This window comes from Pseudomonas sp. B21-051 (assembly GCF_024748795.1).
Classification (GTDB): domain Bacteria; phylum Pseudomonadota; class Gammaproteobacteria; order Pseudomonadales; family Pseudomonadaceae; genus Aquipseudomonas; species Aquipseudomonas putida_A.
Window position 1 is genome coordinate 3,049,154 of the sequence record NZ_CP087166.1, and the last position, 26,308, is coordinate 3,075,461.

The following is a 26,308-nucleotide window of genomic DNA, read 5'->3' on the forward strand; positions in this document are numbered from 1 at the left end:
GGATGCAACGTTCGCCCGCCAACCTGCGCTATGCGAGTGCGTCGGCTACCCAGGAATGGGTGAAGGCCTGGCAGGCCGGTGAGGTCGTCGCACTGGTGCGACATACCGAACGTTGCGACCGCTCGACCAATCCCTGTCTGGGGCCGGCAGACGGTATCACCCAGGCTGGCAGCATTGCTGCAGCCAAGGTAGGCCGTGGCTTTACGCAACTGGGCCTGGAAAAAACCCAGTTCTTCAGCAGCCCGTTGACGCGCACCCTGCAGACTGCGCATTACATGCTAGGCCACGATGCCGTGGCGGCGGAATGGCTGGAAACCTGTGGCCCGACGATGCGCAATGAATTGATGGCGCACAAGACCCCGGGACAGAACATGATTCTGGTAACCCACAGCGGCTGCATCGCCGATTTCGAACGGCAGACCGGTTACCCGCGCGCGGTCGCCGCCGAATATGGCAGCACTGTTTTGGCCCGGATGGATGCGCAAGGAAAACTTGATGTAATCGGCATCATGAATCCCGAAGGCTGGCAGCGATTGACCAAGTAACCAGCAAACTTAATCAAGCAATAAACAGCTCGGCCAATGCTCTGGCACAGGGTATTGGCGTGTATGAAATTTGTAATAAGAAATGTTTTTTACTTTCCAGAACTGGAAATATTTCATTTTAAAGCTTGTCTTCCCGAGGAGAACTTAAAGCTGGAAGCAGACCCGTTCTCTGAATGCAGGACACGCCCCTCGGCCGTGCTCGCCTCTGCATTCATTCAACCCAGTGCCGCGCCTGCTACGGAAATTGCCGGGCCGTCACTGAAACGCACACTTTGTACTGCACCAAGGTCCAGTCATGACGTCTGAGAACAAACCGCTGCACCATGCGGCGTTGAATTTGCCGCGCCTCCACCAGCGCACCCTGATCGAGCGTTTTGCGATCCCCGGGCTGGTGCTGGCATTCGTGGTGTTTTATCTGCTGCCGCTGATGACCCACGGTCTGTGGATTCCCGATGAAACCCGATATGGGCAGATCAGCCAGGAAATGCTGCAGAGCGGCAACTGGGTGGCGCCGCACTTCATGGGCATTCGCTACTTTGAAAAACCGATTGCCGGCTACTGGATGATCGCCATCGGCCAGGCGATTTTCGGTGAAAACCTGTTCGGCGTGCGCATCGCCTCGGCACTCAGCTCCGGGGTTAGCGTGTGGCTGGCCTACCTGCTGGCCCGGCGCCTGTGGAACAACCCGCGAATCAGCGCCGCGTGCGCCCTCCTTTATATGAGCTTCGGCCTGATCGCAGGACAAGCCGGCTATGCCAACCTCGATCCGCAGTTCACCTTGTGGGTCAACCTGAGTCTGGTGGCGATCTGGTTTGCCATCGACAGCCACACACCACGCGCGCGCCTGGGTGGCTGGGCTTTGTTGGGATTCGCTTGTGGCATGGGCCTGATGACCAAGGGTTTCCTCGCCCTGCTGCTACCGGTGCTGATCGCCCTGCCCTACATGATCTGGCAACGGCGCTTCGGTGAACTGGTGCGTTATGGACTGGTTGCCGTGGCGGTGGCCGCGCTGGTCAGCGTGCCATGGGCACTGGCCGTGCATGCCCGTGAACCGGATTTCTGGCGGTTCTTCTTCTGGCACGAACACATCCGCCGCTTCGCCGCCGGTGAAGACGCACAGCACGCACGACCATGGTGGTTCTACCTGCCGCTGCTGTTTGCGTCCACCTTGCCGTGGGCACTGCTGTTGCCTTCGACGCTGCTGCGAACCTGGCGGGAAAAGCGTGATCCGAAAATCGCCTTCCTCGCCTTGTGGTTCCTGCTGCCGCTGGCTTTTTTCAGCGCGAGCAGCGGCAAACTGCCGACTTACATCATGCCGTGCCTGCTGCCTCTGGCCCTGTTGATGGGCTACACGCTGATAGGCTGGCTAGAGCGCCAGAACGGTCGCGTCTTGCGCATCAACGGTGTGGTCAACGTGATGCTGGCCATTGCCGCACTGGTCGCGCTGATCTATCTGCAAGCGACCCGTGAAATTTACGAACACACCGAAATGTTCAGCCTGTCGCTGGGCTATATCGTGCTGCTCGGCTGGCTGATTGCCGGTTCGCTGCAAGCCTTGCGACCACTGACGTTGTGGGCGATGCCGGCGTTGGGCATCGGCCTGCTCGTCGCATTGCTGCCGGCCGCGATGCCGGCGACCATCGTCAACAGCAAGATGCCGGATCAGTTCATTGCCGAACATCAGCAGCAACTGAGCGAAACCAACTCGTTGCTGAGTAACGACCTGGGAGCCGCTTCCGCATTGTCATGGCGTTTGCGCCGCCCGCAAGTCGACCTGTTCAACACCGTTGGCGAGCTCAAGTACGGCCTCGATGACCCGGCCATGGCTTCACGCAAGGTCAGCCTCGACGGCGTAGGCGAATGGATGACCGAAGCGCGCAAGAAAGGCTCGGTGGGCGTGGTGATGCGCGTCAACAGCACCTCTGACGAGCAACAACTGGAGCTGCTGTCGATCGATGGTCAGCACTTCCGGCGCGGCAACCTGGAAATCTTCATCTTTGCCCAGAGCAAACCATGACCGCAGACAAAAAAGATCGGGGCGCGTTGCTGCTTCTGCTGGCGGCGACTGCCCTGCTGTTATTGCTCGGCCTGGGCAGTCGCGAGCTGTGGGGGCCGGAAACCCGCTGGGCCAACATCGCCTTGCAGATGCTGCAAAGCGGCGACTATTTCGATCCCTATCTCAAAGGCAGTCCTTATTACGACAAACCGCTGCTGTCGTACTGGCTGATCACCGCCACCTCGTGGTTCACCGGCGGACTGGGGCATTGGTCGTTGCGCCTGTCTTCGGTGATTTCCGCGTGGTTCAGCGTGTGGCTGGTGTACCTGATCGGCGAGCAACTGTTTCGCAAAGGCACCGGGCTGATCGCCGGCTGGATGCTGGCGACCACCTTCTATTTCGTGTTCTGGGCGCGAGTCGCCACCGCCGACATTCTCACCGTCTGCGGTGTGCTGGCGGCCGTCTGGTGGTACTGGCGCGGCCCGGATGACACCCGCTTCTGGCGCTACGTGGTGTTCTTCGGCCTGCTGTCGCTGACCTCGCTGTTCAAAGGCCTGATCGGTTTCATCCTGCCGGGGCTGGTGCTGCTGCCGCACCTGCTCAGTGAACACCGCTGGAAACGCCACCTGAACCTGCGACTGTTCGGCGCACTATTGATCGCCGGGGCGTTTTACATGGCGCCGTTCCTGTTGTCTCACCTCTACGGTGCGCCCAACTACGAACAAAGCGGCCTCGGCCTGGTGCTGCGTGAAAACGTCGTGCGGTTTTTCCAGCCGTTCGATCAGTTCGGACCGATTTACACCTACTTGATCTACCTGCCGGTCTACACCTTGCCCTGGGCGCCGTGCTGGTTGATTGCCTTATGGGTGGCAGCGAGCAACTGGAAGCACATCGAACCGGATACCCGCTGGCTGATTCAAGGGCTCGCGTTGCTGATGCTGTTCTTCACCGCCAGTGGCAGTCGCCGCAGCTATTACGTGTTGCCGCTGGTGCCCTTCGCGCAATTGCTGGGTGCCTGGTGGGTGACCCGGCGCATGGCCGCCCGCAACAGCGAAGGCCGTGGGCTGAAGATCGGCTTCGCTGTCACTACTGTGTTGCTCGCTGCGGTACTGGGTGTGCTTTACCCATGGACCAACAGCGGCGGCGGTGTTATCCGCTTCGGCGAACAGGTACGCGAACAGGCCAGTCAGCAGGCACCATTGAATCAATGGCGCATGGTCATGATCGAGGTCGACAACAAAGTGCCGATGTACCTGCAAACCGGTGGTGCACCGTTCTACTACGTGCCGGAAACGATCGAGGACTTCCCGCACAATGGCGACACCGCGACGCTGATCGCCTGGCTGGAAAGGACCAGCGGGGAACATTGGGATCCGCAACGCACGATTTTCGTCGCGCAATACCGTTCCGGTGACGCCGTGCCACTCGATGCGCTGAAGGCTGATCACCAGGTCATCACCACCACCCCGACCCGTGGCGAACAGGTATTCCACGGGCGTGCAGACCAGAGCGTGGCTTACATTCCCCACTCCTGAGCAATGACGTTAAGACAAAAGGAGAGAGTCGCGGTAAATTTGAATGGCAATGACAAGTATTAACGGCTTCTTTGACGTTTTTTTCTCATTTGCCACCCTACATTGCCGCGACTCGACACTTGCAAATCGTTCGCATTGTTTCCTGCGAGGGTTTGCTCATAACGTCTGAAAACAGGAGCTGCCCGAATGAATCCACGCTTTCCATCCTTCTTCAAGCGCGCATTGCTGGCCACTGCGTTGCTCGGCACCGGGCAGGCTTTTGCCGCCGATTCGGTGGGTCTGGTGGTTTACAACGCTCAGCACGAAACGCTGACCAAAGCCTGGGTGGCCGGGTTCACTGAAGAAACGGGGATCCCGGTGACCATTCGCAACGGCGACGACACCGAGATGGGTAACCAGCTCGTGCAGGAAGGCGCCGCCTCACCGGCAGACGTATTCCTCACCGAGAACTCCCCGGCGATGGTGCTGGTGGACAATGCCAAACTGTTCGCCCCGTTGGCGCCGACAACCCTTGAGCAAGTCGATTCCGCCTATCGACCGGCCCACGGCAATTGGGTCGGCATCGCTGCCCGTTCCACCGTGTTCGTCTACAACCCGAACAAGCTGACTGAAAAAGACCTGCCCAAATCCCTGCTCGACCTCGCCACCCCGGCCTGGAAAGGCCGCTGGGCCGCCTCCCCGGCTGGCGCGGACTTCCAGGCAATCGTCGCCGCCGTCCTGCAACAGAAAGGTGAAGCTGCCACGCTGGAATGGCTCAAGGGCATGAAGACCAACGCCACGATCTATCGCGGCAACAGTGCGGTGCTCAAAGCGGTGAACGCCGGGCAGATCGAAAGCGGCGTGATCTATCACTATTACAGCTTCGTTGATCAGTCCAAGACCGGCGAAAACAGCAAAAACACCAAGCTGTACTACTTCAAACATCAGGATCCGGGCGCGTTCGTCAGCACCTCCGGCGCTGGCGTGCTGGCCTCGAGCAAGCATCAGGATGAAGCGCAGAAGTTTGTCAAATACATCACCAGCAAGGAAGGTCAGGAAGTTCTCGAAACCGGCACCTCCTTCGAATACGCCGTGGGTAAAGACGCGCCGTCCAATCCGAAGCTGACTCCGCTGAAAACCCTCGACGCGCCGAAAGTCGATGCGTCGACCCTCGACAGCAAAAAAGCCGTCGAGCTGATGACCCAGGCCGGATTGCTCTGAGTGATGCGCGAAACCTTGCCTGCACCGGCCGTTGCGACGGCCGCCGCCAGCCTCCTTCACCCGCCCCGCACGCTGGCCGGGCGTGGCAGTTCATGGGTGGTGAGCTCGGCGGTGCTGGTGTCGTTGTTGTCACTGCTGCCGATCGCGTTCGTGATCGGCGTGGCGTGGTACACCGGCTGGGCGACCATCGAAGCCCTGATCTTTCGCCCACGGGTCGGCGAACTGCTGATCAACACTGTGCTGCTGGTGCTGATCACCCTGCCGCTGTGCATCGTGCTTGGAACTACCCTGGCCTGGCTGACCGAACGCAGCAACCTGCCCGGCCGACGCCTGTGGTCAGTGCTGGCGGTGGCTCCGCTGGCGGTGCCGGCGTTCGTCCACAGTTATGCGTGGGTCAGCCTGATTCCGTCGATCCACGGTCTGCCGGCCGGTGTGTTGGTGTCGGTGATCGCCTATTTTCCGTTTCTGTATTTGCCGATTGCCGCAACCTTGCGCCGTCTCGATCCGGCGATTGAAGACGTCGCGCAATCCTTGGGACTCAAGCCGTGGGCGGTGTTCTTTCGGGTGGTGTTGCCACAACTGCGGCTGGCGATTTGCGGTGGCGCGTTGTTGGTCGGTCTGCATTTGCTGGCCGAGTACGGCTTGTACGCGATGATCCGTTTCGACACCTTCACCACGGCGATCTTCGATCAGTTCAAGTCGACCTTCAACGGCGCGGCCGCCAACATGCTCGCCGGGGTTCTGGCGCTGTGCTGTCTGGCGATGCTCACCGCCGAATCTGCCGCCCGTGGCAACGCCCGCTATGCGCGAGTCGGTTCCGGCAGCGCCCGGGACCAGCGCAGCGTGCAACTGGGGCGTAGCGCGACAACTCTGGCGTTACTGTTGCAAACCCTGACCTGTCTGCTGGCACTCGGTGTGCCGTTGCTCACGCTGGGTCGCTGGCTGCTGGCCGGTGGCGTACAGGTCTGGCAAGGCGACGAGCTGTTGCCAGCGTTGCTGCAGACCTTGTCCTACGGAGTGGCCGGTGCATTGCTGACCAGTGTCGCGGCGATTCCCATTGCGTGGCTGTCGATCCGCTCGCCGGGCAAACTGCAGCGCTTGCTGGAAGGCTGCAACTACATCACCAGTTCCCTGCCCGGCATTGTCGTCGCGTTGGCGTTGGTCACCGTGACCATTCATTTCGCCCGTCCGATCTACCAGACCACCATCACCGTGCTGCTGGCTTACCTGCTGATGTTCCTGCCGCGGGCGCTGGTCAGCCTGCGCGCGGGGTTCGCGCAGGCCCCGGTCGAGCTGGAAAACATTGCGCAAAGCCTTGGCCGTTCCCCTGTGCGCGCATTGTGGCTGATCACCGTGCGCCTGGCGGCTCCCGGCGCGGCGGCGGGTGCGGCGCTGGTGTTTCTGGCAATCACCAACGAGCTGACCGCGACCCTGCTGCTCGCGCCCAATGGCACGCACACCCTCGCCACCGGATTCTGGGCGATGACCAGCGAAATCGATTACGCCGCCGCAGCGCCGTATGCGCTGCTGATGATCCTGCTTTCCCTGCCGCTGACGGCCATTCTCTATCACCAATCCAGGCGTACCGCTGGCCGATGAACGCTCTCGAACTGCACAACCTCAGTAAAACCTTCGGCGCGCAAAAGGCGCTCGACGACGTCAGCCTCAACGTGCCGACCGGCAGCCGCACGGTGATCGTCGGTCCCTCCGGTTCCGGCAAGACCACGCTGCTGCGGATGATCGCCGGGTTCGAGTTTCCCGACAGCGGCAGCCTCACCCTCAACGGCCAGACGCTGGTCGACCGCAGCCACGCGGTGCCGGCCTATCAACGGCAGATCGGCTACGTCCCGCAGGACGGCGCGTTGTTCCCGCACATGACGGTGGCGGCGAACATCGGTTTCGGCCTGGCCCTGACCGGTGCGGCCCGCACCCAGCGCATCCTTGAGTTGATGGACAGCGTCGCCCTCGACGCCAACATGGCCAACCGTTGGCCCCACGAATTGTCCGGTGGCCAGCAACAGCGGGTCTCGCTGGCCCGCGCTCTGGCGCAACAGCCACGGCTGATGCTGCTCGATGAGCCGTTCTCAGCCCTCGACACCGGTTTACGCAGTGCCATGCGCAAAATGGTCGCGCGCCTGCTCGAAGACGCTGGCGTCACCACTATTCTGGTGACCCACGATCAGAGCGAAGCGTTGTCGTTTGCCGATCAATTGGCGGTGATGCGCAGCGGCCGGCTGGTGCAGTCCGGGCATCCGATGGATCTCTACCGCTATCCGCAGGATGAGCAGACCGCGCACTTTCTCGGCGAAGCGGTGGTCCTGCCGGCGCGGATCGAAGCGGGTTGGGCGCATTGCGATCTGGGTCAGGTGGCGGTGAACAGCAACGGCTTCAGCGGCGCTGCACAGATCATGCTGCGCCCCGAACAATTGCAGATCGCCGAACTGGCGTCTGACAGCCAAGGCTGCCATGCGCTGGTCACCGACCGTGATTTCGCCGGCAATACCTGCACCTTGACGGTTGAACTGAGTTCATCCGCGACTCAGGATCCGGCCCGTTCGATTCTGGTGCGCAGCTCCGGCATGCACGCGCCGCCCGCCGGCAGCGCGGTGCAGCTGTCGGTACTCGGTGCGGCGCATGTGTTTGGCCTGAGCTGATCAGAGATCGAAGCGATCCACCGCCCGCCGCCGCTCGTTGTCATCGCGCACATCGTAGTTGGCGGTGGTCTGGATGTTGCTGTGATGCGCCAGTTTCTGCGCGATCGACAGGTCGTGCTCTTCGATCACCCGAGTGATGAACGAGCGACGGAAGTCGTGGGGCATGATCTTCACCCCGACCTGCGTGCCGCGCTGGCGAGCGATGTAGTAGATCGCATGCTTGGTGATGCGCTCGCGGGTGATGTGGCTGCCACGGCGGATACGGTTGAACAGGAAGGCATCGTCGCTCTCGCCTTCCTTGAGCTGCGAGCGGCGCAGTTCGAGCCATGCATCGAGCTTGCTGAACGCCCATGCCGGCGCGTACTTGATCAACTGCTTGTTGCCCTTGGCTGTGACGCACAGGCTGCGCTCGCTGAAGTCGACCTGATTCAGGTCCAGATCCACCGATTCCGACTTGCGCATGCCGGTGCCGTACAGCAGCGCGATGATTGCCGCATCACGCAGGCCCTGCGGGCGTGGGTCGGCGGCGCAGACTTCCATCAATTCGTGAATCAGCGTGCGCTTGAGATTGCGCCCCTGAGACAGCCGCGTGCCGGCGATGCCCTTGACCGAACGCATCTTCAGAAGATGTTCCTGGCTGATCAGACTCATGCGCCAGGCCTCATTCATGACGCCGCGCACCGCATTCACATACAACGAAGAAGTGTTCGGTGCGTAGTTGTCTGCGCGTAATGCAGCGACCAGCGCTACAACATCTTCCGGTTGCAAGGCATGCCAGGGAATCTCTTCGACATTCATGTCTTCAAAGCCCAGGCGATCGGCCGCATCTTGCAGCACATAGCGCATGGTCAGTTGGCTGGAGGGCGCCAAACGCGCGAGGTACAGGCTCATCGGGTTGGTTTTTGGAGCGTCGGGGGGTGCAGCAACTAAATCAATCAAACGTTAAACCTTGAGTAAAAAATGTACAGCACTACAACAACTAACAAATGCAATGTACTTGAAGTAAAGAAGGTACTTGAGCGGCACTGTCCGACAAAAAACTGCGATGGACGGCAGAAGCCTGAACAGCGGCTGTATAAGTGACAGATAAACGATTCGCCAACCGGTTTTTCATGTTCCTTTCACAAAAACCGGCATAACCTTAATTCCCATAGGTTCGGTAGTGGCTATGCCCCAACCTGCCGGGCAAATCGTGAAAAGTCAATCAATCCCCGACGTCATGCTTTTTTTGCCAAGTTATTGATGCAGGAGCGCTTTTCTGTGTCTACGCTGAGGCTGGATCCAATAACCGCGTGAATCCATCCTTTATTTTTTTGTAATGAGGTGCCCATGAGTCAGGCGTTTCTCCCCTTCTCCCGCCCAAGTATTGGCGATGAGGAAATTGCCGCTGTCGAGCAGGTGTTGCGCTCGGGCTGGATCACCACGGGGCCGAAAAACCAGGCACTCGAAGAGCAGTTTGCGCAGTACGTGGGTTGCAAACACGCGGTGGCCTTGTCTTCGGCCACCGGCGGCATGCACATCACGCTGCTGGCGCTGGGCATCGGCCCGGGCGACGAAGTCATCACCCCGTCGCAGACCTGGGTTTCGACCGCCAACATGATCTCTCTGCTGGGTGCCAAACCGGTGTTCGTCGACGTCGACCGCGATACGCTGATGACCGACGCTGCGCGCATCGAAGCGGCCATCACCCCGCGGACCAAGGCGATCATTCCGGTGCACTACGCCGGCGCTGCGTTCGATCTCGATCCGCTGTATGCCCTGGCCGACAAGCACGGCATCCCGGTCATCGAAGACGCCGCCCACGCCGCCGGGACCCGCTACAAGGGCCGCCACGTCGGTTCGCAAGGCACGGCGATCTTCTCGTTCCATGCGATCAAGAACATGACCTGTGCCGAAGGCGCGATGTTCGTCACCGACGACGAAGCGCTCGCCAGCCGCGTGCGCATGCTCAAATTCCACGGCCTGGGCGTTGACGCCTATGACCGTCTGACCGGTGGCCGCAAGCCGCAGGCGCAAGTGATGGAACCGGGCTTCAAGTACAACCTGGCCGACATCAACGCCGCGATTGCCCTGGTGCAGCTGCAACGTCTGGACGAAATCAACGCCCGGCGCACCGAACTGGCCACCAGCTACCTGCAAAAATTCGAAGGCCTGCCGGTGCAACCGCTGGCCGTGCCCGCCTATGCCCAGCAACACGCCTGGCACCTGTTCATCCTGCGCATCGACAGCGAGCGTTGCGGCATGGATCGTGAAGCCTTCATGAAGGCGTTGCAGGATCAGGGCATCGGCACCGGGATCCATTTCATCGCCACCCACCTGCACACCTGGTATCGCCAGCGTGACCCGGACCTGTACCTGCCCAACACCGAATGGAACTCGGCGCGGCTGTGCTCGATTCCGCTGTTCCCCGACATGACCGGTCAAGACCTTGACCGGGTGGTCGGTGCCATCGCTCAAATCATGGAAAAACGCCTGTGAAACCTTATCCAATCCGTAGCGTGTCGATCGTCATCCCGGTCTACAACGAACAGGAAAGCCTGCCCGAGCTGTTGCGTCGTACCGAAGCGGCCTGCCGCCAGTTGCATCACGACTTCGAAATCGTGCTGGTCGACGACGGCAGCCGCGACGAGTCGGCCAACATGCTTGAAGAAGCCGCCGGACGTGAAAACAGCCCGTTCGTGGCGGTCATCCTCAACCGCAACTATGGCCAGCACGCCGCGATCATGGCCGGTTTCGAGCAGTGCAAGGGCGACGTGGTGATCACCCTCGACGCCGACCTGCAGAACCCGCCAGAAGAAATCCCTCGACTGGTGGCCGAAGCCGAAAAAGGTTACGACGTGGTCGGCACCGTGCGCGGCAATCGTCAGGATTCGGCGCTGCGCCGTTATCCTTCGAAGCTGATCAACCTGGCCGTGCAACGCTCCACCGGCGTCGCCATGAGCGACTACGGCTGCATGCTGCGCGCCTACCGCCGCACCATCATCGACGCGATGCTCGCCTGCCGCGAACGCAGCACGTTCATCCCGATCCTGGCCAACAGCTTCGCCCGTCACACCACCGAAATCGTCGTGGCCCACGCCGAGCGTGAACACGGCGACTCGAAATACAGCCCGATGCGCCTGATCAACCTGATGTTCGATCTGGTCACCTGCATGACCACCACGCCGCTGCGCTTGCTCAGCATCGTCGGCTTCGCCATGGCCGGATTGGGCGTGCTGTTCGCGATGGCGTTGATTGTCTTGCGTCTGGCCTTCGGTGCCGGTTGGGCCGGTGACGGCATGTTCGTGCTGTTCGCCGTGCTGTTTGTGTTCACCGGTGGCCAATTCATCGGCATGGGGCTGCTGGGTGAATACCTGGGCCGCATGTACAGCGATGTACGCGCCCGTCCGCGTTTCTTCATCGAAAAGGTGTTGCGCAGCCAGCCGGCCGCTCCGGCCCCTGCCGTCACCGTTGATGGTCTTTCTTCTACCGCTACTTCTTCCACTTCCGATCAGGTTCTCTCATGAGTGCAAAAACTGTTGTCTTCGCCTACCACGATATTGGCTGCGCCGGCATTGAAGCCCTGCTCAACAGCGGCTACGACATTGCAGCAGTGTTCACTCACGCCGATGATCCGAAAGAAAACGCGTTCTATGCCTCGGTTGCACAACTGTGCGCCAACAAAGGCATCCCGGTGCACGCGCCGGAAGACGCCAACCACCCCCTGTGGATCGAGCGCATCGCCAAGCTGGACCCGGAGTACATTTTCTCCTTCTACTACCGCAACCTGCTGAGCGAACCACTGCTGGCCCTGGCCAAAAAAGGCGCGTTCAATCTGCACGGTTCGCTGCTGCCACGCTATCGCGGCCGCGCTCCGGCGAACTGGGTGCTGGTCAACGGCGAAACCGAAACCGGCGTTACCCTGCACCGCATGGTCAAGCGCGCTGATGCCGGCGCCATCGTTGCCCAGCAGCGCGTTGCCATCGAGCGCAGCGACACCGGCCTGACCCTGCACGCCAAACTGCGCACCGCCGCCAGCGACCTGCTGCGCGACACCCTGCCGAACATGCTGCAAGGCAAGATCACTGAAACCCCACAGGACGAATCGAAAGCCACCGTGTTCGGTCGTCGCACCCCGGCGGACGGCAAACTGGTCTGGGCCAAACCGGCGGAAGAACTGTTCAACCTGGTGCGCGCCGTCACCCGTCCTTACCCGGGCGCGTTCTGCGCCGTGGGCGAGCACAAACTGATTGTCTGGAGCGCCGAAGTCGTCAAGGGCAACGAAGGCCAGGCGCCAGGCCGCGTGATTAGCGTCGATCCGCTGCGCATTGCCTGCGGTCAGGACTCGCTGGTGATCAACGCCGGTCAGCGCAACGACAACGGTCTGTACCTCAGCGGCCCGCAACTGGCCAACGAACTGGGTCTGGTGGATGGCTCGCTGCTGCGCGGTGCCGAATCCGGTCGTGCGCCACGTCGTACCCGCGTACTGATCCTCGGTGTCAACGGCTTCATCGGTAACCACCTGTCAGAACGCCTGCTGCGTGACGACCGCTACGAAGTCTACGGTCTGGACATCGGCTCCGACGCCATCGACCGTCTGCGCAGCCACCCGAACTTCCACTTTGTTGAAGGCGACATCAGCATTCACTCCGAGTGGATCGAGTACCACATCAAGAAGTGCGACGTGGTCCTGCCGCTGGTGGCCATCGCCACCCCGATCGAATACACCCGCAACCCGCTGCGCGTATTCGAACTGGACTTCGAAGAGAACCTGAAACTGGTTCGCTACTGCGTCAAGTACAACAAGCGCGTGATCTTCCCGTCGACTTCGGAAGTCTATGGCATGTGCCAGGACAAGAACTTCGACGAAGACAGCTCGAACCTGATCGTCGGCCCGATCAACAAGCAGCGCTGGATCTACTCGGTCTCCAAGCAACTGCTGGACCGCGTGATCTGGGCTTACGGCGCCAAGGGCCTGAACTTCACCCTGTTCCGTCCGTTCAACTGGATGGGCCCGCGTCTGGACCGTCTGGATTCAGCGCGTATCGGCAGCTCACGTGCCATCACCCAGTTGATCCTCAACCTGGTGGAAGGCACGCCGATCCGTCTGTTCGACGGTGGCGAGCAGAAGCGTTGCTTCACTGATATCGCTGACGGCGTTGAAGCCCTGGCGCGGATCATCGACAACGACAACGACGTCTGCAACGGCCAGATCATCAACATCGGCAACCCGGACAACGAGGCCAGCATCCGTCAACTGGGCGAAGAGCTGCTGCGTCAGTTCGAAGCGCACCCGCTGCGTCACAACTTCCCTCCGTTCGCCGGTTTCCGCGACGTGGAAAGCAAGGCGTTCTACGGTGCCGGTTACCAGGACGTGGAACACCGCAAGCCAAGCATTGCCAACGCCAAGCGCCTGTTGAACTGGGAGCCGACCGTGGAAATGCGCGAGACCATCGGCAACACCCTGGACTTCTTCCTGCGTGAAGCCATGCTCGAAATCGCGGACAAGAAGTAATGCAGGCAGGTCTTCGTATCGATGTCGACACCTACCGTGGCACCCGAGAAGGTGTGCCGCGGCTGCTGGAGATGCTCGACGAGGCGCAGGTCAAGGCAACGTTTTTCTTCAGTGTCGGCCCGGACAACATGGGTCGACATCTGTGGCGCCTGATCCGCCCGCAGTTCCTCTGGAAAATGCTGCGTTCCAACGCTGCCGGGCTGTACGGCTGGGACATTTTGCTGGCCGGTACAGCCTGGCCCGGCAAACCGATTGGCCGTGATCTCGGGCACCTGATGCGTCAGGCCCGGGACGCCGGTCACGAGGTCGGCCTGCACGCCTGGGATCACCATGGCTGGCAGGCCAACGCCGGGCGCTGGAGCGACGCGCAACTGATCGAACAGATCCGGCGCGGCGTCGACACCTTGAGCGACATCCTCGGCGAAAAGATCCAGTGTTCGGCCGCCGCCGGTTGGCGTGCGGACGAGCGCGTGATCGAGGCCAAGCAGACCTTCGGCTTTCGCTATAACAGCGATTGCCGCGGTCAGAGCCTGTTCCGTCCGCTGTTGGCGGACGGCACGCCGGGGACTCCGCAGATTCCGGTGGACCTGCCGACCTTCGACGAAGTCGTCGGCCCGCACGTGGCAGCCAAGGACTTCAACGCCTTCATCCTCGACCGGTTCCAGTCGCAAGCACTCAACGTCTACACCATTCATGCCGAAGTAGAAGGGATTCTGATGGCTCAGGATTTTCGCCAGTTGCTGGCCGATGCACGCCAGCGCCACATTGACTTCAAACCCTTGGGCGACTTGTTGCCCGAGTTCTTCAACACCCTGCCCGTGGGCCGCGTGCAACGCGGTGTGCTCGAAGGCCGTGAAGGCTGGCTGGGAGTGCAAGGCGCATGACCAGACGCTGGGCACTGCCGCTGTTGGTCGGCCTCTGTCTGCTGGCCTATCTGTTGCCGTTGAGCACCCATGGCCTGTGGATCCCCGACGAAACCCGTTACGCACAGATCAGCCAGGACATGCTGCTCAGTGGCAACTGGGTGTCGCCGCATTTCATGGGGCTGCGGTATTTCGAGAAGCCGATTGCCGGCTACTGGATGATCGCCATCGGCCAGGAGTTGTTCGGACAAAACCTGTTCGGCGTGCGCTTCGCCTCGGCCCTCAGCACGGCGTTGAGTGTGCTGCTGGCCTATCTGGTCGCGCGCAGGCTATGGAACGATCCGCGCAAGAGCTTCGTCTGCGCCCTGCTCTATATGAGCTTCACCGTCGTCGCCGGTCAGGCCGGGTACGCCAACCTCGATCCGCAATTCACCTTCTGGGTCAACCTGAGCCTGGTGGCGCTGTGGTTTGCGCTCGACAGCCGCAGCACCGGGCAACGGCTTGGCGCCTGGGCGGTGCTGGGTCTGGCCTGCGGCATGGGTTTCATGACCAAGGGCTTTCTCGCCTGGTTGCTGCCGGTACTGATCGCATTACCGTGGATGCTCTGGCAAAAACGCTGGCGCGAACTGCTGATGTTCGGTCCGGTGGCGATCGCCATCGCGATCATCGTCAGCTTGCCGTGGGCGCTGGCGGTACACGCACAGGAACCGGATTACTGGCGGTTCTTCTTCTGGCACGAACACATCCGGCGCTTTGCCGGTGACGATGCGCAGCACGATGCACCGTGGTGGTTCTACTTGCCGCTGCTGGTGGCATTCAGTCTGCCGTGGGTCGGTCTGTTGCCGACCGCGTTCAAGCAGGCCTGGCAAACCCGGGCCGAGCCGAACATGGTTTTCCTGCTGTTGTGGCTGTGGTTGCCGCTGGGCTTTTTCAGCCTGAGCAACGGCAAACTGCCGACCTACATTCTGCCCTGCCTGCTGCCATTGGCACTGCTGCTGGGCAATGCGCTGGCTGATCGCTTGCGTCTGGAACAAGGTCGGGCGTTGGGGATCAACGGTCTGCTGAACCTGCTGCTGGGTGTGGTCACGCTGATCGCACTGGTTTACCTGCAATTGAACAAACCGGTGTACGACCACGAACTGCACAGCATGGTGCTGGTGTTCATCGCCCTGATCGGCTGGATCATCGCCAACCTGGCGCAAGCGTTCCTGCCGTTGCAGTGCTGGGCGGCGCCGGCGCTGGGCAGCCTGTTGCTGGCGGGGATCCTGCCGGCGGCGTTGCCCAAATCGGTGGTGGCCAACAAAACCCCGGACCAGTTCATCCGGCACCACGTCACCGAACTGTCCGGCACCACGCACCTGCTGAGCAATGATCTGGGCGCGGCGGCAGCGCTGGCCTGGCGCATGAAACAACCAGAGGTCGCGCTGTACAACACGGTCGGCGAACTCAAATACGGTCTGTCCTACCCGGAAGGCGCTGAACGCCGACTCACCAAGGACAACGTTCAACAATGGGTACGTGAAGCGCGCCGCAGCGGCTCGGTCGGCGTGCTGATGCGCGTCAAGGGTCAGGACGAGCTCGAAGAGCTGGACCTGCTGCCCAAGGACGGTACCCGTTATGAGTCGGGCAATCTGGTGATCATGGTGCTACCCAAGGATCCGACATGAGCTGGTTGCTGTTACTGACAGCGTGTCTGCTGACGTGCCTGGGGCAAGTTGCGCAGAAATTCGCCGTGGAGAGCTGGCGCGGCGTTGATTCGTCGTGGGCCGCCAAACTGCGCTCGCCGTGGTTGTGGCTGGCGCTGTTTTCTCTGGGCAGCGGGCTGCTGGTCTGGCTGCTGGTGCTACAACGTCTTGAAGTGGGCATCGCTTACCCGATGCTCAGCCTCAACTTCGTGCTGATCACCCTTATCGCCCGCTTCGTCTTTCGTGAGCCCATCGACCGTCAGCATTGGCTGGGTGTGGCGCTGGTGATCGGCGGCGTGGTTTTGCTGGGGCAACAGTCATGAACCAGGCTCGTGGAATCGGTTTTGCTCTGGGCAGCGTAATGCTGGTCAGTGGTGCTCAACTGGGCATGCGCTGGAGCATGACGCGCCTGCCGCAACCGGAACAATGGCTGACGGCGCTGAGCGCCGGCAGCGTCGATCTGTCGGCGCTGGCGGTGGTTGTAGCGGCGATTTTCGCCTACGCCCTGTCGATGCTCTGCTGGCTCGCAGCCTTGCGCGATCTACCGCTGGGGCGGGCCTATTCGCTGCTGAGCATCAGCTATGCACTGGTGTACCTGCTGGCGGCCAGTCTGCCGCTGTTCAACGAATCGTTCAGTTTCACTAAATCGCTGGGCGTGGCACTGGTCATGCTCGGGGTCATCACTATTAACACTCGTCCGTCTCGTGCGCCCGAATTCAGGAGTGCTCCATGAAAATCACAGTATTTGGTAGCGGTTATGTCGGCCTGGTGCAGGCCGCCGTGTTGGCCGAAGTCGGTCACGACGTCGTGTGCATGGACATCGATCAGAAGAAAGTCGAACTGCTGCGCCAGGGGCACGTCAGCATTTTTGAACCGGGCCTGTCGAGCCTGGTGCGCGAAGGCCTGGACTCCGGCCGCCTGCATTTCACCTCGGATGAAAAGCTCGCCGTACAACACGGTCGCGTGGCGTTCATCGCCGTGGGTACGCCCTCCAGCGAAGACGGCTCGGCGGACCTGAAATACGTGCTGTCGGTGGGCGACGCCGTGGCGCGCCACCGTGAGCAGCCGCTGATCCTGGTGGAGAAATCCACCGTGCCGGTCGGTACCGGCGACACCCTGCGTGCGCACATTCAGGCCGCACTGGACGAGGCCGGTCGTGAGCTGCAGTTCGATATCGTCTCCAACCCGGAATTCCTCAAGGAAGGTTCGGCGGTGTCCGACTGCCGTCGTCCGGACCGCATCGTCATCGGCTGCGAAGGTGACGAAGTGCAAGATGTGATGCGCGACCTGTACTCGCCGTTCAACCGCAACCATGACCGCATCATGTTCATGGACCTGCGCAGCGCCGAGCTGACCAAATACGCCGCCAACTGCATGCTGGCGACCAAGATCAGCTTCATCAACCAGATCGCCGAACTGGCCGAACACCTGGGCGCCGACATCGAGTCGGTCCGTCAGGGCATCGGCGCCGACACGCGCATCGGTTACCACTTCATCTACCCGGGCTGCGGTTATGGCGGCTCGTGCTTCCCCAAAGACATGCGCGCGCTGATCCACAGTGCCGAACAGGCACATTGCTCCAGCGACCTGCTGCAAGCGGTCGAGGCGATCAACGAGCGGCAGAAGCACAAGCTGTTCGACCGTATCAACGCGTTCTACAAGGGTGACCTGCGCGGCAGGACCTTTGCCCTGTGGGGCCTGGCGTTCAAGCCGAATACCGACGACATGCGCGACGCACCGAGCCGCGTGCTGCTCGACTCGCTGTTCGCCGCCGGCGCCAGCGTGCGCGCGTTCGACCCGGAAGCCATGCAGGAAACCCAGCATCTGTACCCGAACGAAGAAAAACTGATGCTAATGGGCACCCCGGAATCGGTGCTGGCGGGTTCCGATGCGCTGATCATCTGCACCGAATGGCAGCAGTTCAAGGCGCCGGACTTCGACCTGATCGAGCAACGCCTGAAAGCCCCGGTGATATTCGACGGCCGCAACCTGTACGACGCCGAGCGTCTGGCGCGTAACGGCTTCAAGTACTTCCCGATCGGCCGGGGCGATTCGCGCAAACTGCCGATACCGCTGCAGCAATGGTCTGACAAAGCGGACGTCGCTTGATCACGTTGTCGCCTGTCATCCGCCGGCAGTCTCTGTTCGCAGGGCTGCTGGCGCTGTTGCTGTTCATCGCCGGGGTTTACGGACAGGCTCCCATTGGCTTCGATTCACGGTTCGTACTGTTTGCCCAGGAAATGCTGAGACACGGGCCGACCGTATTCCCGACCACTTACGGTCAACCTTACGCCGACTATTCAGCCCTCTCGACGCTGTTCATCTGGTTGTTGTCTTTGCCCTTCGGCGCGGTCAACACCCTGACGGCATGGCTGCCGAGCGCGATTGCCGGCGGTGTGATCGTGACGTTGATGTATCGCTTGCTGGCGGTGCATTCGCAGCGCTGGGCGCTGATCAGCATTGCGCTGCTGATGCTCACCAGCACCTTTGTCACCGAAGTGCGCGCGGTGTCGCAAGACCTGATGCTCGCCGCCGTGGCGCTGTCGGTGTTTTACCTGGGCTACGCGCACGACCACTTCGGCTCACGCCGGCGCTGGCCGCTGATCTTTGGCCTGTTGGTGCTGGGCTTCGGGATTCGCGGGCCTATCGGCCTGGTGGTGCCGACCGGCATGCTCTGCAGTTACTACTTGCTCAACCGTGAGTGGAAACGCCTCTTCGTGTTCGGCGTGATCGCTTCTGTGTTACTCGCAGCGTGCGTCGGCCTGCTGCTGTGGCTGGCCAGACTCAGTGGTGGCGAAACCTTCCTGCAGGACGTGATCCGCATGCAGTTCATGGGGCGCATGGACGGCAGTGAAGGCGTCAGCGGTTCGCTGTATTACTTCACCAGCTCTCTGGGCAACTACGCACTGGCCTATCCGCTAGCGATATTGGCGTTGGCCGCGACCTCGCTGAGCAAACCGCATCAGCGCGGGCCGGCCTTGCGTCTGGTGCAATACTGTGCGGCCGCCGGGCTGATCGTCATGGTCGGTCTGTCGATTCCACAGGCGAAGAAGGCGCGTTACCTGCTGCCGATGTTGCCGATGGCGGCGATCATCGCGGCGTACCCGTTCCAGGTGCTGCACGGGCGAGTGTTCCGCGTATTGCGTGGGGTAATTCAAGGCATCTGGCTGTTGACGCCGGGGCTGTTGATGGTGGCCCTGCTGGTCGCCAAACGCCGCTTTCCCGAGCAACTCGACGGCATCATTCTGGTGCTGATCGTACTCGGCGTTCTGCAATTGCTCGCACTGTCGCGCCTGTTGATCCCGCGCCGGCGTGCCGAAGTGTTGGCGCTGTGCTCGGTCCTGGCCTTGTGGACGGTATATGCCGCGGTGTTCGAACCGGTGGAGCGACGTCTATACGACACGCAGGCGTTCAGTCGTGCTGCATTCGCGCAGGTGCAGCAGAACCCGGCCCCGCTGGTGCTGCACGGCATGGGCAAAGACGCCAAGGCGATCAAGTTCATGGTCAACGTCGAGCAGGACCTGCAACCGCAGTTCACCGAAACGGTGCAGCAACTCGAAGCGCTCAAGGGGCCGGCGTGGTTGATGATGGACAGCAAGGACTTGCAATCGCTGCAGGGCACCTCGCTGGCGGGTCTGCAACCGGTGCTGACGGGCAGTTTCGACAAGAACGAATACGTGCTGTTGTATCTGAAGCCCTTGTAGGAATTGCCTGAGGCTGGGATCTTTTGCGCTTTCAGGAAAAAGATCGCAGCCTGCGGCAGCTCCTACAGGGATTTTTACCATGAGTTTTGTTGTACGCCGGGCGCGGCCGAGTGATGCCGCCGCCCTCCCCGCCATTGAACGCTCGGCCGCCGAGCTGTTTCGCACAGATCCGAGCCTCGCCTGGCTTGCCGACACCGACGTGGCCAGCGTCGCGCAACACTGTCAAGCCATCGACAACGCCCACGTTTGGGTCGCCGAAAACACCTCGGCGCAGCTCGCAGGGTTTATCCGCGCACGGGATTTCGACAACCTGCTGCACATTGAGGAACTTTCGGTCAGCCTGGGGTTTCAGGGGCAAGGCGTGGGTCGTCGACTGGTGTTGATCGCGATCGAACATGCCCGCCGTGAGCAAATGCGCGCGGTGACCCTGACCACGTTTCGCGACGTGCCGTGGAATGCGCCGTTTTATCAGCGCATGGGGTTTGTCGTGATCGCACCGGGTGAACATGAAGCGCATTTGCTCGACGCTTTGCAGAAAGAAGTCGAGCATGGTTTTGCCGCCGAACGACGCTGCGCCATGCGCCTGATATTGCCCTGACAGGACAAATCCCTTGTAGGAGCGAGCCTGCTCGCGATAGCGTCCGGTCAGTCAACTGCGTTGGCGCCTGACACTCGGTATTCGCGAGCAGGCTCGCTCCCACACGGTTTCTCATCATGAAAATAAGGACATTTGCACTGCCGTGGCCACCTACTCCCGCCTGATCCGCCGACTGATGATCACTTCGCTGAGCATCGTCATCAGCCGTGCCCTGATCAGTCCGCTGCTGACCCTGTTCCTCAGCAACAAACTGGGCCTCAACCCGCAGGACGTCGGTCTGCTGTTGGGCATCGCGGTGTTCAGTGCCACGCTGTTATCGCTGTACGGCGGCTACATCATCGATCGACTCGACAAGCGTCAACTGTTGATCCTTACCATGCTCTCCAGCGGTGTCGGCCTGATGCTGCTGACCTTCGCGCAGAATCTGTACCTGGTCACGCTGGTGCTGATCATCAGTGAAACGGCGTCGGCGCTGTTCCTGATCTGTTCCAAAGCGATGCTCAGTGAAAACCTGCCGGTCGGCCAGCGGGTCAAGGCGTTTTCGCTGAACTACACGCTGACCAACATTGGCTACGCCGTCGGCCCGATGATCGGCGTGGTAATTGCTGGGGTTCAGCCTTCAGCGCCGTTTATCGTCGCGGGGCTGATTGCCGCTGGCAGCGTTTTCCTGCTGCTGGGCGTGTCCCGCGAGGACAGTCCGCTGTCGCAGGCCAGCCCACCACAGAGTTTCCTGAACACCCTGATCATCCTGAAAAACGACCGCACGATGATCCTGTTCACCCTCGGCTGCTTGCTCAGCACCCTGGTTCACGGGCGCTTCACCCTGTACCTGTCGCAATATCTGCTGGTGACCCACACGCAGGAGCAGACACTCGACACCATGGCCGCCCTGCTTGCCTGCAACGCGATCACGGTGATCCTGCTGCAATACCAGATCGGGCGCTTCCTCAAGCGTGAGCACCTGCGGTTCTGGATTGCTGGCGGCACCGCGTTGTTCATCGTCGGCCTGATCGGTTTCAGCATGGCCGACAGTCTGGTTGGCTGGTGCGTAGCGATGTTCATCTTCACCCTCGGCGAGATGATCATTTACCCGGCGGATTTCCTCTTCGTCGACACCCTCGCGCCGGAAGAGCTGCGCGGCAGTTACTACGGCGCGCAGAACCTCGCGGCACTGGGCGGCGCGCTGAGTCCGGTGATGTGCGGGTTTCTGTTGATGCACACGCCGGCGCCGAGCATGTTCTACGCCTTGAGCGCTCTGGCGGGGCTGGGCGGGTATCTGTGTTTTGTCAGTGGAAGACGAGTGGCGACAATTCAAAAATAATGCACTGAAGCAGCATTTATATGAATTTGTCAGCATCGACTTTGCACGGCACACTGTGCGCGTTCCTCCCCCAATAGTTGGAACGCTTCGAGGACTTTCCGAAACGGACAAGTCCTTTTTTTTGCCCCGAATTTACTGCAAGGACCTGATTCACATGCTCGCTCGCTGGTTGCCCGCCGCCATCAACACCCGCCCCACCGAATGGAGCCGCGCCGCGATCGGCATGGCGCTGGGCACTTTGTTCAGCGTTTGGGCGTGCAGTCAGGTGTTCGGCATCGAGGTCGCGTACCACCTGATCGGGCCGTTGGGCGCCTCGGCCGTGTTGCTGTTTGCCGTGTCTTCCGGCGCCCTCGCCCAGCCATGGTCGATCATCGGCGGCTACCTGTGCGCCAGCGTGGTCGCGCTGCTGGTGGCCCACGTCCTCGGTCGCACCTTGGGGAGCGCCTGCCTGGCGGCGGGCATGGCGCTGATCTTGATGTGCTGGCTGCGTTGCCTGCATCCACCGGCCGGCGCATTGGCGCTGACCTTGGTGCTGGCCGATCCCGCCACCATCGCCATGGACTGGAAAGCCATGGAACCGGTGATGCTCGCCGCCGCGTGCATGCTGCTCAGCGCGCTGGCCTACAACAACCTGACGCGCATCCGCTATCCGAAACGCCCGGCCGAGCCAACGCCGGCACTGGTGCCAGTCGATAGCCAGGCAATTACCGCCGAGGATTTGAAACTGGCACTGGCCGACATGGAAGCGTTTATCGACGTCACCCCCGAAGACCTCGAACAACTGATTCATGCGAGCGAACTGCACGCCAAGCGCCGCAGCATCGGCGAAGTTTTCTCCTGACACCCCACGCTCCCTGTAGGAGCTGTCGAGTGCAACGAGGCTGCGATCTTTCAAGATCAAAAGATCGCAGCCTTCGGCAGCTCCTACACCCGCAGATAGCGGTCGAACGCCGCAGCATCAGCGAAGTCTTCTCCTGACACCCCACGCTCCCTGTAGGAGCTGTCGAGTGCAACGAGGCTGCGATCTTTCAAGATCAAAAGATCGCAGCCTTCGGCAGCTCCTACACCCGCAGATAGCGGTCAAACGCCGCAGCATCGCGAAGTCTTCTCCTGACACCCCACGCTCCCTGTAGGAGCTGTCGAGTGCAACGAGGCTGCGATCTTTCAAGATCAAAAGATCGCAGCCTTCGGCAGCTCCTACACCCGCAGATAGCGGTCAAACGCCGCAGCATCGGCGAAGTCTTCTCCTGACACCCCACGCTCCCTGTAGGAGCTGTCGAGTGCAACGAGGCTGCGATCTTTCAAGATCAAAAGATCGCAGCCTTCGGCAGTCCCTACATCAGCAAATAGCGATTTTTCCTTAAGGCAAAAACGCAAACTCCCCCTGCACATATCCCGGTTGTACACGGCAAATTTGCACTGTTACGATCCGTCAACGCTCGCGCGCGAGCTTCTCGAATAAAGACAATAAAAGCAGGGAGTTAGTGATGACTGCTCAGGCTTCATCCCCGCGGACGCCGTCCATGGATGCCACGCCAGACGAAGTGCTGGCCGAGGTTCGCAATCACATCGGTCACCTGACCCTCAACCGCCCCGCCGGTCTCAACGCCATCACCCTCGACATGGTTCGTCAGTTGCAGCAGCAACTCGATGCCTGGGCGACTGACGCCAGCGTGCACGCCGTGGTGCTGCGCGGTGCCGGTGAAAAGGCGTTCTGCGCCGGTGGCGACATTCGTTCGCTGTACGACAGCTTCAAAAGCGGCGCTACGCTGCACGAAGATTTCTTCGTCGAGGAGTACGCCCTCGACCTGACGATTCATCATTACCGCAAACCGGTGCTGGCCTTGATGGACGGTTTCGTCCTCGGCGGCGGCATGGGCCTGGTGCAAGGTGCGGATCTTCGGGTGGTTACGGAAAAGAGCCGTCTGGCGATGCCGGAAGTGGCGATCGGTTACTTTCCCGATGTCGGCGGCAGCTATTTCCTCTCGCGGATTCCCGGTGAACTGGGGATCTATCTGGGCGTCAGCGGCGTGCAGATTCGCGCGGCTGATGCGTTGTACTGCGGGCTGGCCGACTGGTTTGTCGACAGCAGCAAACTGCCGAGCCTCGACGAACAGCTTGATCACCTGGAATGGCGCGACACGCCGCTCAAGGATCTGCAGGGCCTGCTCGCCAAAAACGGCGTGCAAGCCCTGGCCGATGCGCCGCTGGAGAAACTGCGCCCGGCCATCGACCATTTCTTCGCCCTGCCGGACGTACCGAGCATTGTCGAGCAACTGCGCGCAGTCACCGTCGCCGACAGCCATGAGTGGGCGACCACCACCGCTGACCTGCTGGAAACCCGCTCGCCACTGGCAATGGCCGTGACCCTGGAGATGCTGCGTCGCGGTCGGCACTTGAGCCTGGAACACTGTTTCGCCCTCGAACTGCATCTGGATCGCCAGTGGTTCGAACGCGGCGACCTGATCGAGGGCGTGCGTGCCCTGCTGATCGACAAAGACAAGACACCGCGCTGGAACCCGCCGACCCTCGCTGCGCTGAACGCCGGGCATGTCGCGAGTTTCTTTCACGGTTTTACTGAGAGCGGGAGCTGAGCCATGCACGATCTCGAACTGACTGAAGAACAAGTAATGATCCGCGACATGGCCCGGGACTTCGCCCGTGGCGAAATCGCGCCGCATGCGCAAGCCTGGGAAAAGGCCGGCTGGATCGACGACGCGCTGGTGGCGAAGATGGGCGAACTCGGTTTGCTCGGCATGGTGGTGCCCGAGGAATGGGGCGGCACTTACGTCGATTACGTGGCCTATGCGCTGGCGGTGGAAGAGATTTCTGCCGGCGACGGCGCCACCGGTGCGTTCATGAGCATCCACAATTCGGTGGGCTGCGGACCGGTGATGAATTACGGCAGCGAAGAACAGAAAAAGGCCTGGCTGGCGGATCTTGCCAGTGGCCAGACGATTGGCTGCTTCTGCCTCACAGAACCGCAAGCCGGCTCCGAAGCGCACAATCTGCGCACCCGCGCCGAACTGCGTGACGGCCAGTGGGTGATCAACGGCGCCAAACAATTCGTCAGCAATGGCAAACGGGCGAAACTGGCGATCGTGTTTGCGGTGACCGATCCGGATCTGGGCAAGAAAGGCATTTCCGCGTTCCTGGTGCCCACCGATACTGCGGGTTTCATCGTCGATCGCACCGAACACAAGATGGGCATCCGCGCCTCCGACACCTGCGCGGTGACCCTGAACAACTGCAGCATTCCCGAGGCCAACCTGCTCGGCGAGCGCGGCAAGGGCCTGGCGATCGCCCTGTCCAACCTCGAAGGCGGCCGCATCGGCATTGCTGCGCAAGCCTTGGGCATCGCTCGGGCGGCGTTTGAGGCGGCGTTGGTGTATTCCCGCGATCGCATCCAGTTCGGCAAGCCGATCAACGAACACCAGAGCATCGCCAACCTGCTGGCCGACATGCACATGCAAATCAACGCGGCGCGCTTGATGATCCTGCACGCGGCGCGCCTGCGCACGGCGGGCAAACCGTGTCTGTCGGAAGCGTCGCAGGCCAAGCTGTTCGCCTCGGAAATGGCCGAAAAGGTCTGCTCCTCGGCGATTCAGATTCATGGCGGGTATGGGTATCTGGAGGACTATCCGGTCGAGAAGTACTACCGCGATGCGCGGATTACCCAGATCTACGAGGGATCTAGCGAGATTCAGCGGATGGTGATTGCGCGGGAGCTGAAGAACTACCAACTGTAAAAGCAAAAGATCGCAGCCTTCGGCAGCTCCTACAGGAAACCGGTGTAGGAGCTGCCGAAGGCTGCGATCTTTTGATGTTGCCTCAAAAGCTTCGCGAGCAAGCCCGCGATAGCGTGAGTGAGGACGCAACATTACTTACCGGTAAACTCCGGCGCACGCTTGGCGACGAACGCCGCCATCCCTTCCTTCTGATCCTGCGTGGCAAACGCCGCATGGAACACCCGGCGTTCGAAGCGCACGCCTTCGGTCAGGTTGACCTCAAAGGCGCGGTTGACGCTTTCCTTGACCATCATCGCAATCGGCAACGACTTGCTGGCGATCACCGCGGCGACTTTCAGCGCCTCGTCGAGCAGCTCATCGCTCGGCACGATCCGCGCGACGATGCCACAGCGCTCGGCCTCCACCGCATCGATCATTCGCCCGCTGAGGCACATTTCCATGGCCTTGGCCTTGCCCACGGCGCGGGTCAGGCGCTGAGTGCCGCCCATGCCCGGCAGCACGCCGAGGTTGATTTCGGGTTGGCCGAATTTGGCGTTGTCACCGGCGAGGATGAAGTCGCACATCAGCGCCAGTTCGCAGCCGCCACCGAGGGCAAAGCCGTTGACCGCAGCAATGATCGGCTTACGGCGGTTGGCCACACGGTCGCTGTCGCTGAACAGATCATCCATGTAGATCTGCGGATAGGTCAGTTCGGCCATTTCCTTGATGTCGGCGCCGGCGGCGAAGGCTTTCTTCGAACCGGTGATGACGATGCAACCGATGTTCGCATCCGCTTCCAGAGCATCGAGGGCATGGTTCACTTCGCTGACCAGTTGCGCGTTCAGCGCGTTCAGCGCCTGCGGACGGTTGAGGGTGATCAGGCCGACGCGGCCGTGGTGTTCCAGCAGAATCGTTTCGTAGCTCATACATGACTCCTGAATTTGTACCGTGTAGGAGCTGCCGCAGGCTGCGATCTTTTGATCTT

Annotated in this window: 22 protein-coding genes; 20 read left to right on the forward strand and 2 right to left on the reverse strand. The window is 61.1% G+C overall.

Going from position 1 to position 26,308, the window contains the following annotated elements:
• Positions 1–2: 2 nt before the first annotated feature.
• The 6 genes from LOY52_RS13585 (at position 3) to LOY52_RS13610 (ending at position 7,930) form a co-directional block, all read left to right on the forward strand.
• Positions 3–545 carry a histidine phosphatase family protein gene (locus LOY52_RS13585; RefSeq protein ID WP_258674312.1) on the forward strand — a complete coding sequence of 181 codons (543 nt, stop codon included), beginning with the start codon at positions 3–5 and terminating at the stop codon, positions 543–545.
• 295 nt (positions 546–840) lie between these two features.
• Positions 841–2,562: a lipid IV(A) 4-amino-4-deoxy-L-arabinosyltransferase gene (gene arnT / locus LOY52_RS13590; protein WP_258674313.1), complete on the forward strand. Its 1,722-nt coding sequence runs from the start codon at positions 841–843 to the stop codon at positions 2,560–2,562.
• Entirely contained in the window at positions 2,559–4,076 is a 1,518-nt protein-coding gene (locus tag LOY52_RS13595) for a glycosyltransferase family 39 protein (RefSeq protein WP_258674314.1), read from the forward strand. The genes arnT (LOY52_RS13590) and LOY52_RS13595 overlap by 4 nt, the downstream gene beginning before the upstream one ends.
• Positions 4,077–4,262: 186 nt before the next feature.
• Positions 4,263–5,276: an iron ABC transporter substrate-binding protein gene (locus LOY52_RS13600; RefSeq protein ID WP_258674315.1), complete on the forward strand. Its 1,014-nt coding sequence runs from the start codon at positions 4,263–4,265 to the stop codon at positions 5,274–5,276.
• Between the two features lie 3 nt (positions 5,277–5,279).
• Complete coding sequence (locus tag LOY52_RS13605; protein WP_258674316.1) at positions 5,280–6,875, forward strand: iron ABC transporter permease; 1,596 nt, start codon at positions 5,280–5,282, stop codon at positions 6,873–6,875.
• Positions 6,872–7,930 (forward strand): ABC transporter ATP-binding protein, encoded by a 1,059-nt coding sequence (locus LOY52_RS13610; RefSeq protein ID WP_258674317.1) that lies wholly within the window; start codon positions 6,872–6,874, stop codon positions 7,928–7,930. Before LOY52_RS13605 ends, LOY52_RS13610 begins: the two co-directional genes overlap by 4 nt.
• On the opposite strand, the gene xerC is transcribed toward LOY52_RS13610, so the two are convergent.
• Positions 7,931–8,821 carry a tyrosine recombinase XerC gene (gene xerC / locus LOY52_RS13615; RefSeq protein ID WP_027611947.1) on the reverse strand — a complete coding sequence of 297 codons (891 nt, stop codon included), beginning with the start codon at positions 8,819–8,821 and terminating at the stop codon, positions 7,931–7,933.
• A gap of 438 nt (positions 8,822–9,259) precedes the next feature.
• Between xerC and arnB the strand changes: the two genes are divergently transcribed.
• From arnB to LOY52_RS13685, 14 genes are all read left to right on the forward strand, one after another.
• On the forward strand, positions 9,260–10,408 hold the full coding sequence (arnB, locus tag LOY52_RS13620; protein ID WP_258674318.1) for a UDP-4-amino-4-deoxy-L-arabinose aminotransferase: 1,149 nt from the start codon (positions 9,260–9,262) through the stop codon (positions 10,406–10,408).
• Entirely contained in the window at positions 10,405–11,436 is a 1,032-nt protein-coding gene (gene arnC / locus LOY52_RS13625) for an undecaprenyl-phosphate 4-deoxy-4-formamido-L-arabinose transferase (protein ID WP_258674319.1), read from the forward strand. The genes arnB and arnC overlap by 4 nt, the downstream gene beginning before the upstream one ends.
• Entirely contained in the window at positions 11,433–13,424 is a 1,992-nt protein-coding gene (gene arnA / locus LOY52_RS13630) for a bifunctional UDP-4-amino-4-deoxy-L-arabinose formyltransferase/UDP-glucuronic acid oxidase ArnA (RefSeq protein ID WP_097089734.1), read from the forward strand. The genes arnC and arnA overlap by 4 nt, the downstream gene beginning before the upstream one ends.
• The gene (gene arnD / locus LOY52_RS13635; RefSeq protein WP_258674320.1) at positions 13,424–14,308 is read left to right on the forward strand and encodes a 4-deoxy-4-formamido-L-arabinose-phosphoundecaprenol deformylase; all 885 of its coding nucleotides are present in this window, start codon (positions 13,424–13,426) and stop codon (positions 14,306–14,308) included. Before arnA ends, arnD begins: the two co-directional genes overlap by 1 nt.
• On the forward strand, positions 14,305–15,954 hold the full coding sequence (gene arnT, locus LOY52_RS13640) for a lipid IV(A) 4-amino-4-deoxy-L-arabinosyltransferase (RefSeq protein WP_258674321.1): 1,650 nt from the start codon (positions 14,305–14,307) through the stop codon (positions 15,952–15,954). The genes arnD and arnT (LOY52_RS13640) overlap by 4 nt, the downstream gene beginning before the upstream one ends.
• Positions 15,951–16,295 (forward strand): 4-amino-4-deoxy-L-arabinose-phosphoundecaprenol flippase subunit ArnE, encoded by a 345-nt coding sequence (gene arnE / locus LOY52_RS13645; protein ID WP_183785026.1) that lies wholly within the window; start codon positions 15,951–15,953, stop codon positions 16,293–16,295. Before arnT (LOY52_RS13640) ends, arnE begins: the two co-directional genes overlap by 4 nt.
• A complete protein-coding gene (gene arnF / locus LOY52_RS13650) occupies positions 16,292–16,705 on the forward strand; it encodes a 4-amino-4-deoxy-L-arabinose-phosphoundecaprenol flippase subunit ArnF (protein WP_223007468.1) in 414 nt (137 codons plus the stop codon). The genes arnE and arnF overlap by 4 nt, the downstream gene beginning before the upstream one ends.
• A complete protein-coding gene (locus tag LOY52_RS13655; protein ID WP_408980398.1) occupies positions 16,702–18,081 on the forward strand; it encodes a UDP-glucose dehydrogenase family protein in 1,380 nt (459 codons plus the stop codon). Before arnF ends, LOY52_RS13655 begins: the two co-directional genes overlap by 4 nt.
• A complete protein-coding gene (locus LOY52_RS13660; protein WP_258674322.1) occupies positions 18,078–19,676 on the forward strand; it encodes a glycosyltransferase family 39 protein in 1,599 nt (532 codons plus the stop codon). The genes LOY52_RS13655 and LOY52_RS13660 overlap by 4 nt, the downstream gene beginning before the upstream one ends.
• 79 nt (positions 19,677–19,755) lie before the next feature.
• On the forward strand, positions 19,756–20,274 hold the full coding sequence (locus tag LOY52_RS13665; protein ID WP_258674323.1) for a GNAT family N-acetyltransferase: 519 nt from the start codon (positions 19,756–19,758) through the stop codon (positions 20,272–20,274).
• Positions 20,275–20,416: 142 nt separating this feature from the next.
• The gene (locus LOY52_RS13670; RefSeq protein WP_258674324.1) at positions 20,417–21,595 is read left to right on the forward strand and encodes an MFS transporter; all 1,179 of its coding nucleotides are present in this window, start codon (positions 20,417–20,419) and stop codon (positions 21,593–21,595) included.
• A 154-nt stretch (positions 21,596–21,749) separates the two neighbouring features.
• Positions 21,750–22,436 carry an HPP family protein gene (locus LOY52_RS13675; protein WP_258674326.1) on the forward strand — a complete coding sequence of 229 codons (687 nt, stop codon included), beginning with the start codon at positions 21,750–21,752 and terminating at the stop codon, positions 22,434–22,436.
• A 646-nt stretch (positions 22,437–23,082) separates the two neighbouring features.
• Positions 23,083–24,189 (forward strand): enoyl-CoA hydratase/isomerase family protein, encoded by a 1,107-nt coding sequence (locus LOY52_RS13680; protein WP_258674328.1) that lies wholly within the window; start codon positions 23,083–23,085, stop codon positions 24,187–24,189.
• A gap of 3 nt (positions 24,190–24,192) precedes the next feature.
• Positions 24,193–25,344, forward strand: coding sequence for an acyl-CoA dehydrogenase family protein (locus tag LOY52_RS13685; RefSeq protein ID WP_258674330.1), 1,152 nt, complete (start codon positions 24,193–24,195; stop codon positions 25,342–25,344).
• Positions 25,345–25,475: 131 nt separating this feature from the next.
• On the opposite strand, the gene LOY52_RS13690 is transcribed toward LOY52_RS13685, so the two are convergent.
• Positions 25,476–26,249, reverse strand: coding sequence for an enoyl-CoA hydratase (locus LOY52_RS13690; RefSeq protein ID WP_258674332.1), 774 nt, complete (start codon positions 26,247–26,249; stop codon positions 25,476–25,478).
• Positions 26,250–26,308: the final 59 nt, after the last annotated feature.

Excerpts from the sequence above, each read along its gene's own strand:
- LOY52_RS13665 (WP_258674323.1), top strand. The coding sequence starts at position 19,756 with ATGAGTTTTGTTGTACGCCGGGCGCGGCCGAGTGATGCCGCCGCCCTC.
- arnD (WP_258674320.1), top strand. The coding sequence starts at position 13,424 with ATGCAGGCAGGTCTTCGTATCGATGTCGACACCTACCGTGGCACCCGA.
- arnB (WP_258674318.1), top strand. The coding sequence starts at position 9,260 with ATGAGTCAGGCGTTTCTCCCCTTCTCCCGCCCAAGTATTGGCGATGAG.
- LOY52_RS13675 (WP_258674326.1), top strand. The coding sequence starts at position 21,750 with ATGCTCGCTCGCTGGTTGCCCGCCGCCATCAACACCCGCCCCACCGAA.
- LOY52_RS13600 (WP_258674315.1), top strand. The coding sequence starts at position 4,263 with ATGAATCCACGCTTTCCATCCTTCTTCAAGCGCGCATTGCTGGCCACT.
- LOY52_RS13605 (WP_258674316.1), top strand. The coding sequence starts at position 5,280 with ATGCGCGAAACCTTGCCTGCACCGGCCGTTGCGACGGCCGCCGCCAGC.
- LOY52_RS13690 (WP_258674332.1), bottom strand. The coding sequence starts at position 26,249 with ATGAGCTACGAAACGATTCTGCTGGAACACCACGGCCGCGTCGGCCTG.
- LOY52_RS13655 (WP_408980398.1), top strand. The coding sequence starts at position 16,702 with ATGAAAATCACAGTATTTGGTAGCGGTTATGTCGGCCTGGTGCAGGCC.
- arnT (WP_258674313.1), top strand. The coding sequence starts at position 841 with ATGACGTCTGAGAACAAACCGCTGCACCATGCGGCGTTGAATTTGCCG.
- LOY52_RS13610 (WP_258674317.1), top strand. The coding sequence starts at position 6,872 with ATGAACGCTCTCGAACTGCACAACCTCAGTAAAACCTTCGGCGCGCAA.
- arnT (WP_258674321.1), top strand. The coding sequence starts at position 14,305 with ATGACCAGACGCTGGGCACTGCCGCTGTTGGTCGGCCTCTGTCTGCTG.
- arnA (WP_097089734.1), top strand. The coding sequence starts at position 11,433 with ATGAGTGCAAAAACTGTTGTCTTCGCCTACCACGATATTGGCTGCGCC.
- arnF (WP_223007468.1), top strand. The coding sequence starts at position 16,292 with ATGAACCAGGCTCGTGGAATCGGTTTTGCTCTGGGCAGCGTAATGCTG.
- LOY52_RS13680 (WP_258674328.1), top strand. The coding sequence starts at position 23,083 with ATGACTGCTCAGGCTTCATCCCCGCGGACGCCGTCCATGGATGCCACG.
- LOY52_RS13685 (WP_258674330.1), top strand. The coding sequence starts at position 24,193 with ATGCACGATCTCGAACTGACTGAAGAACAAGTAATGATCCGCGACATG.
- arnE (WP_183785026.1), top strand. The coding sequence starts at position 15,951 with ATGAGCTGGTTGCTGTTACTGACAGCGTGTCTGCTGACGTGCCTGGGG.
- LOY52_RS13595 (WP_258674314.1), top strand. The coding sequence starts at position 2,559 with ATGACCGCAGACAAAAAAGATCGGGGCGCGTTGCTGCTTCTGCTGGCG.
- xerC (WP_027611947.1), bottom strand. The coding sequence starts at position 8,821 with ATGAGCCTGTACCTCGCGCGTTTGGCGCCCTCCAGCCAACTGACCATG.
- LOY52_RS13585 (WP_258674312.1), top strand. The coding sequence starts at position 3 with ATGCAACGTTCGCCCGCCAACCTGCGCTATGCGAGTGCGTCGGCTACC.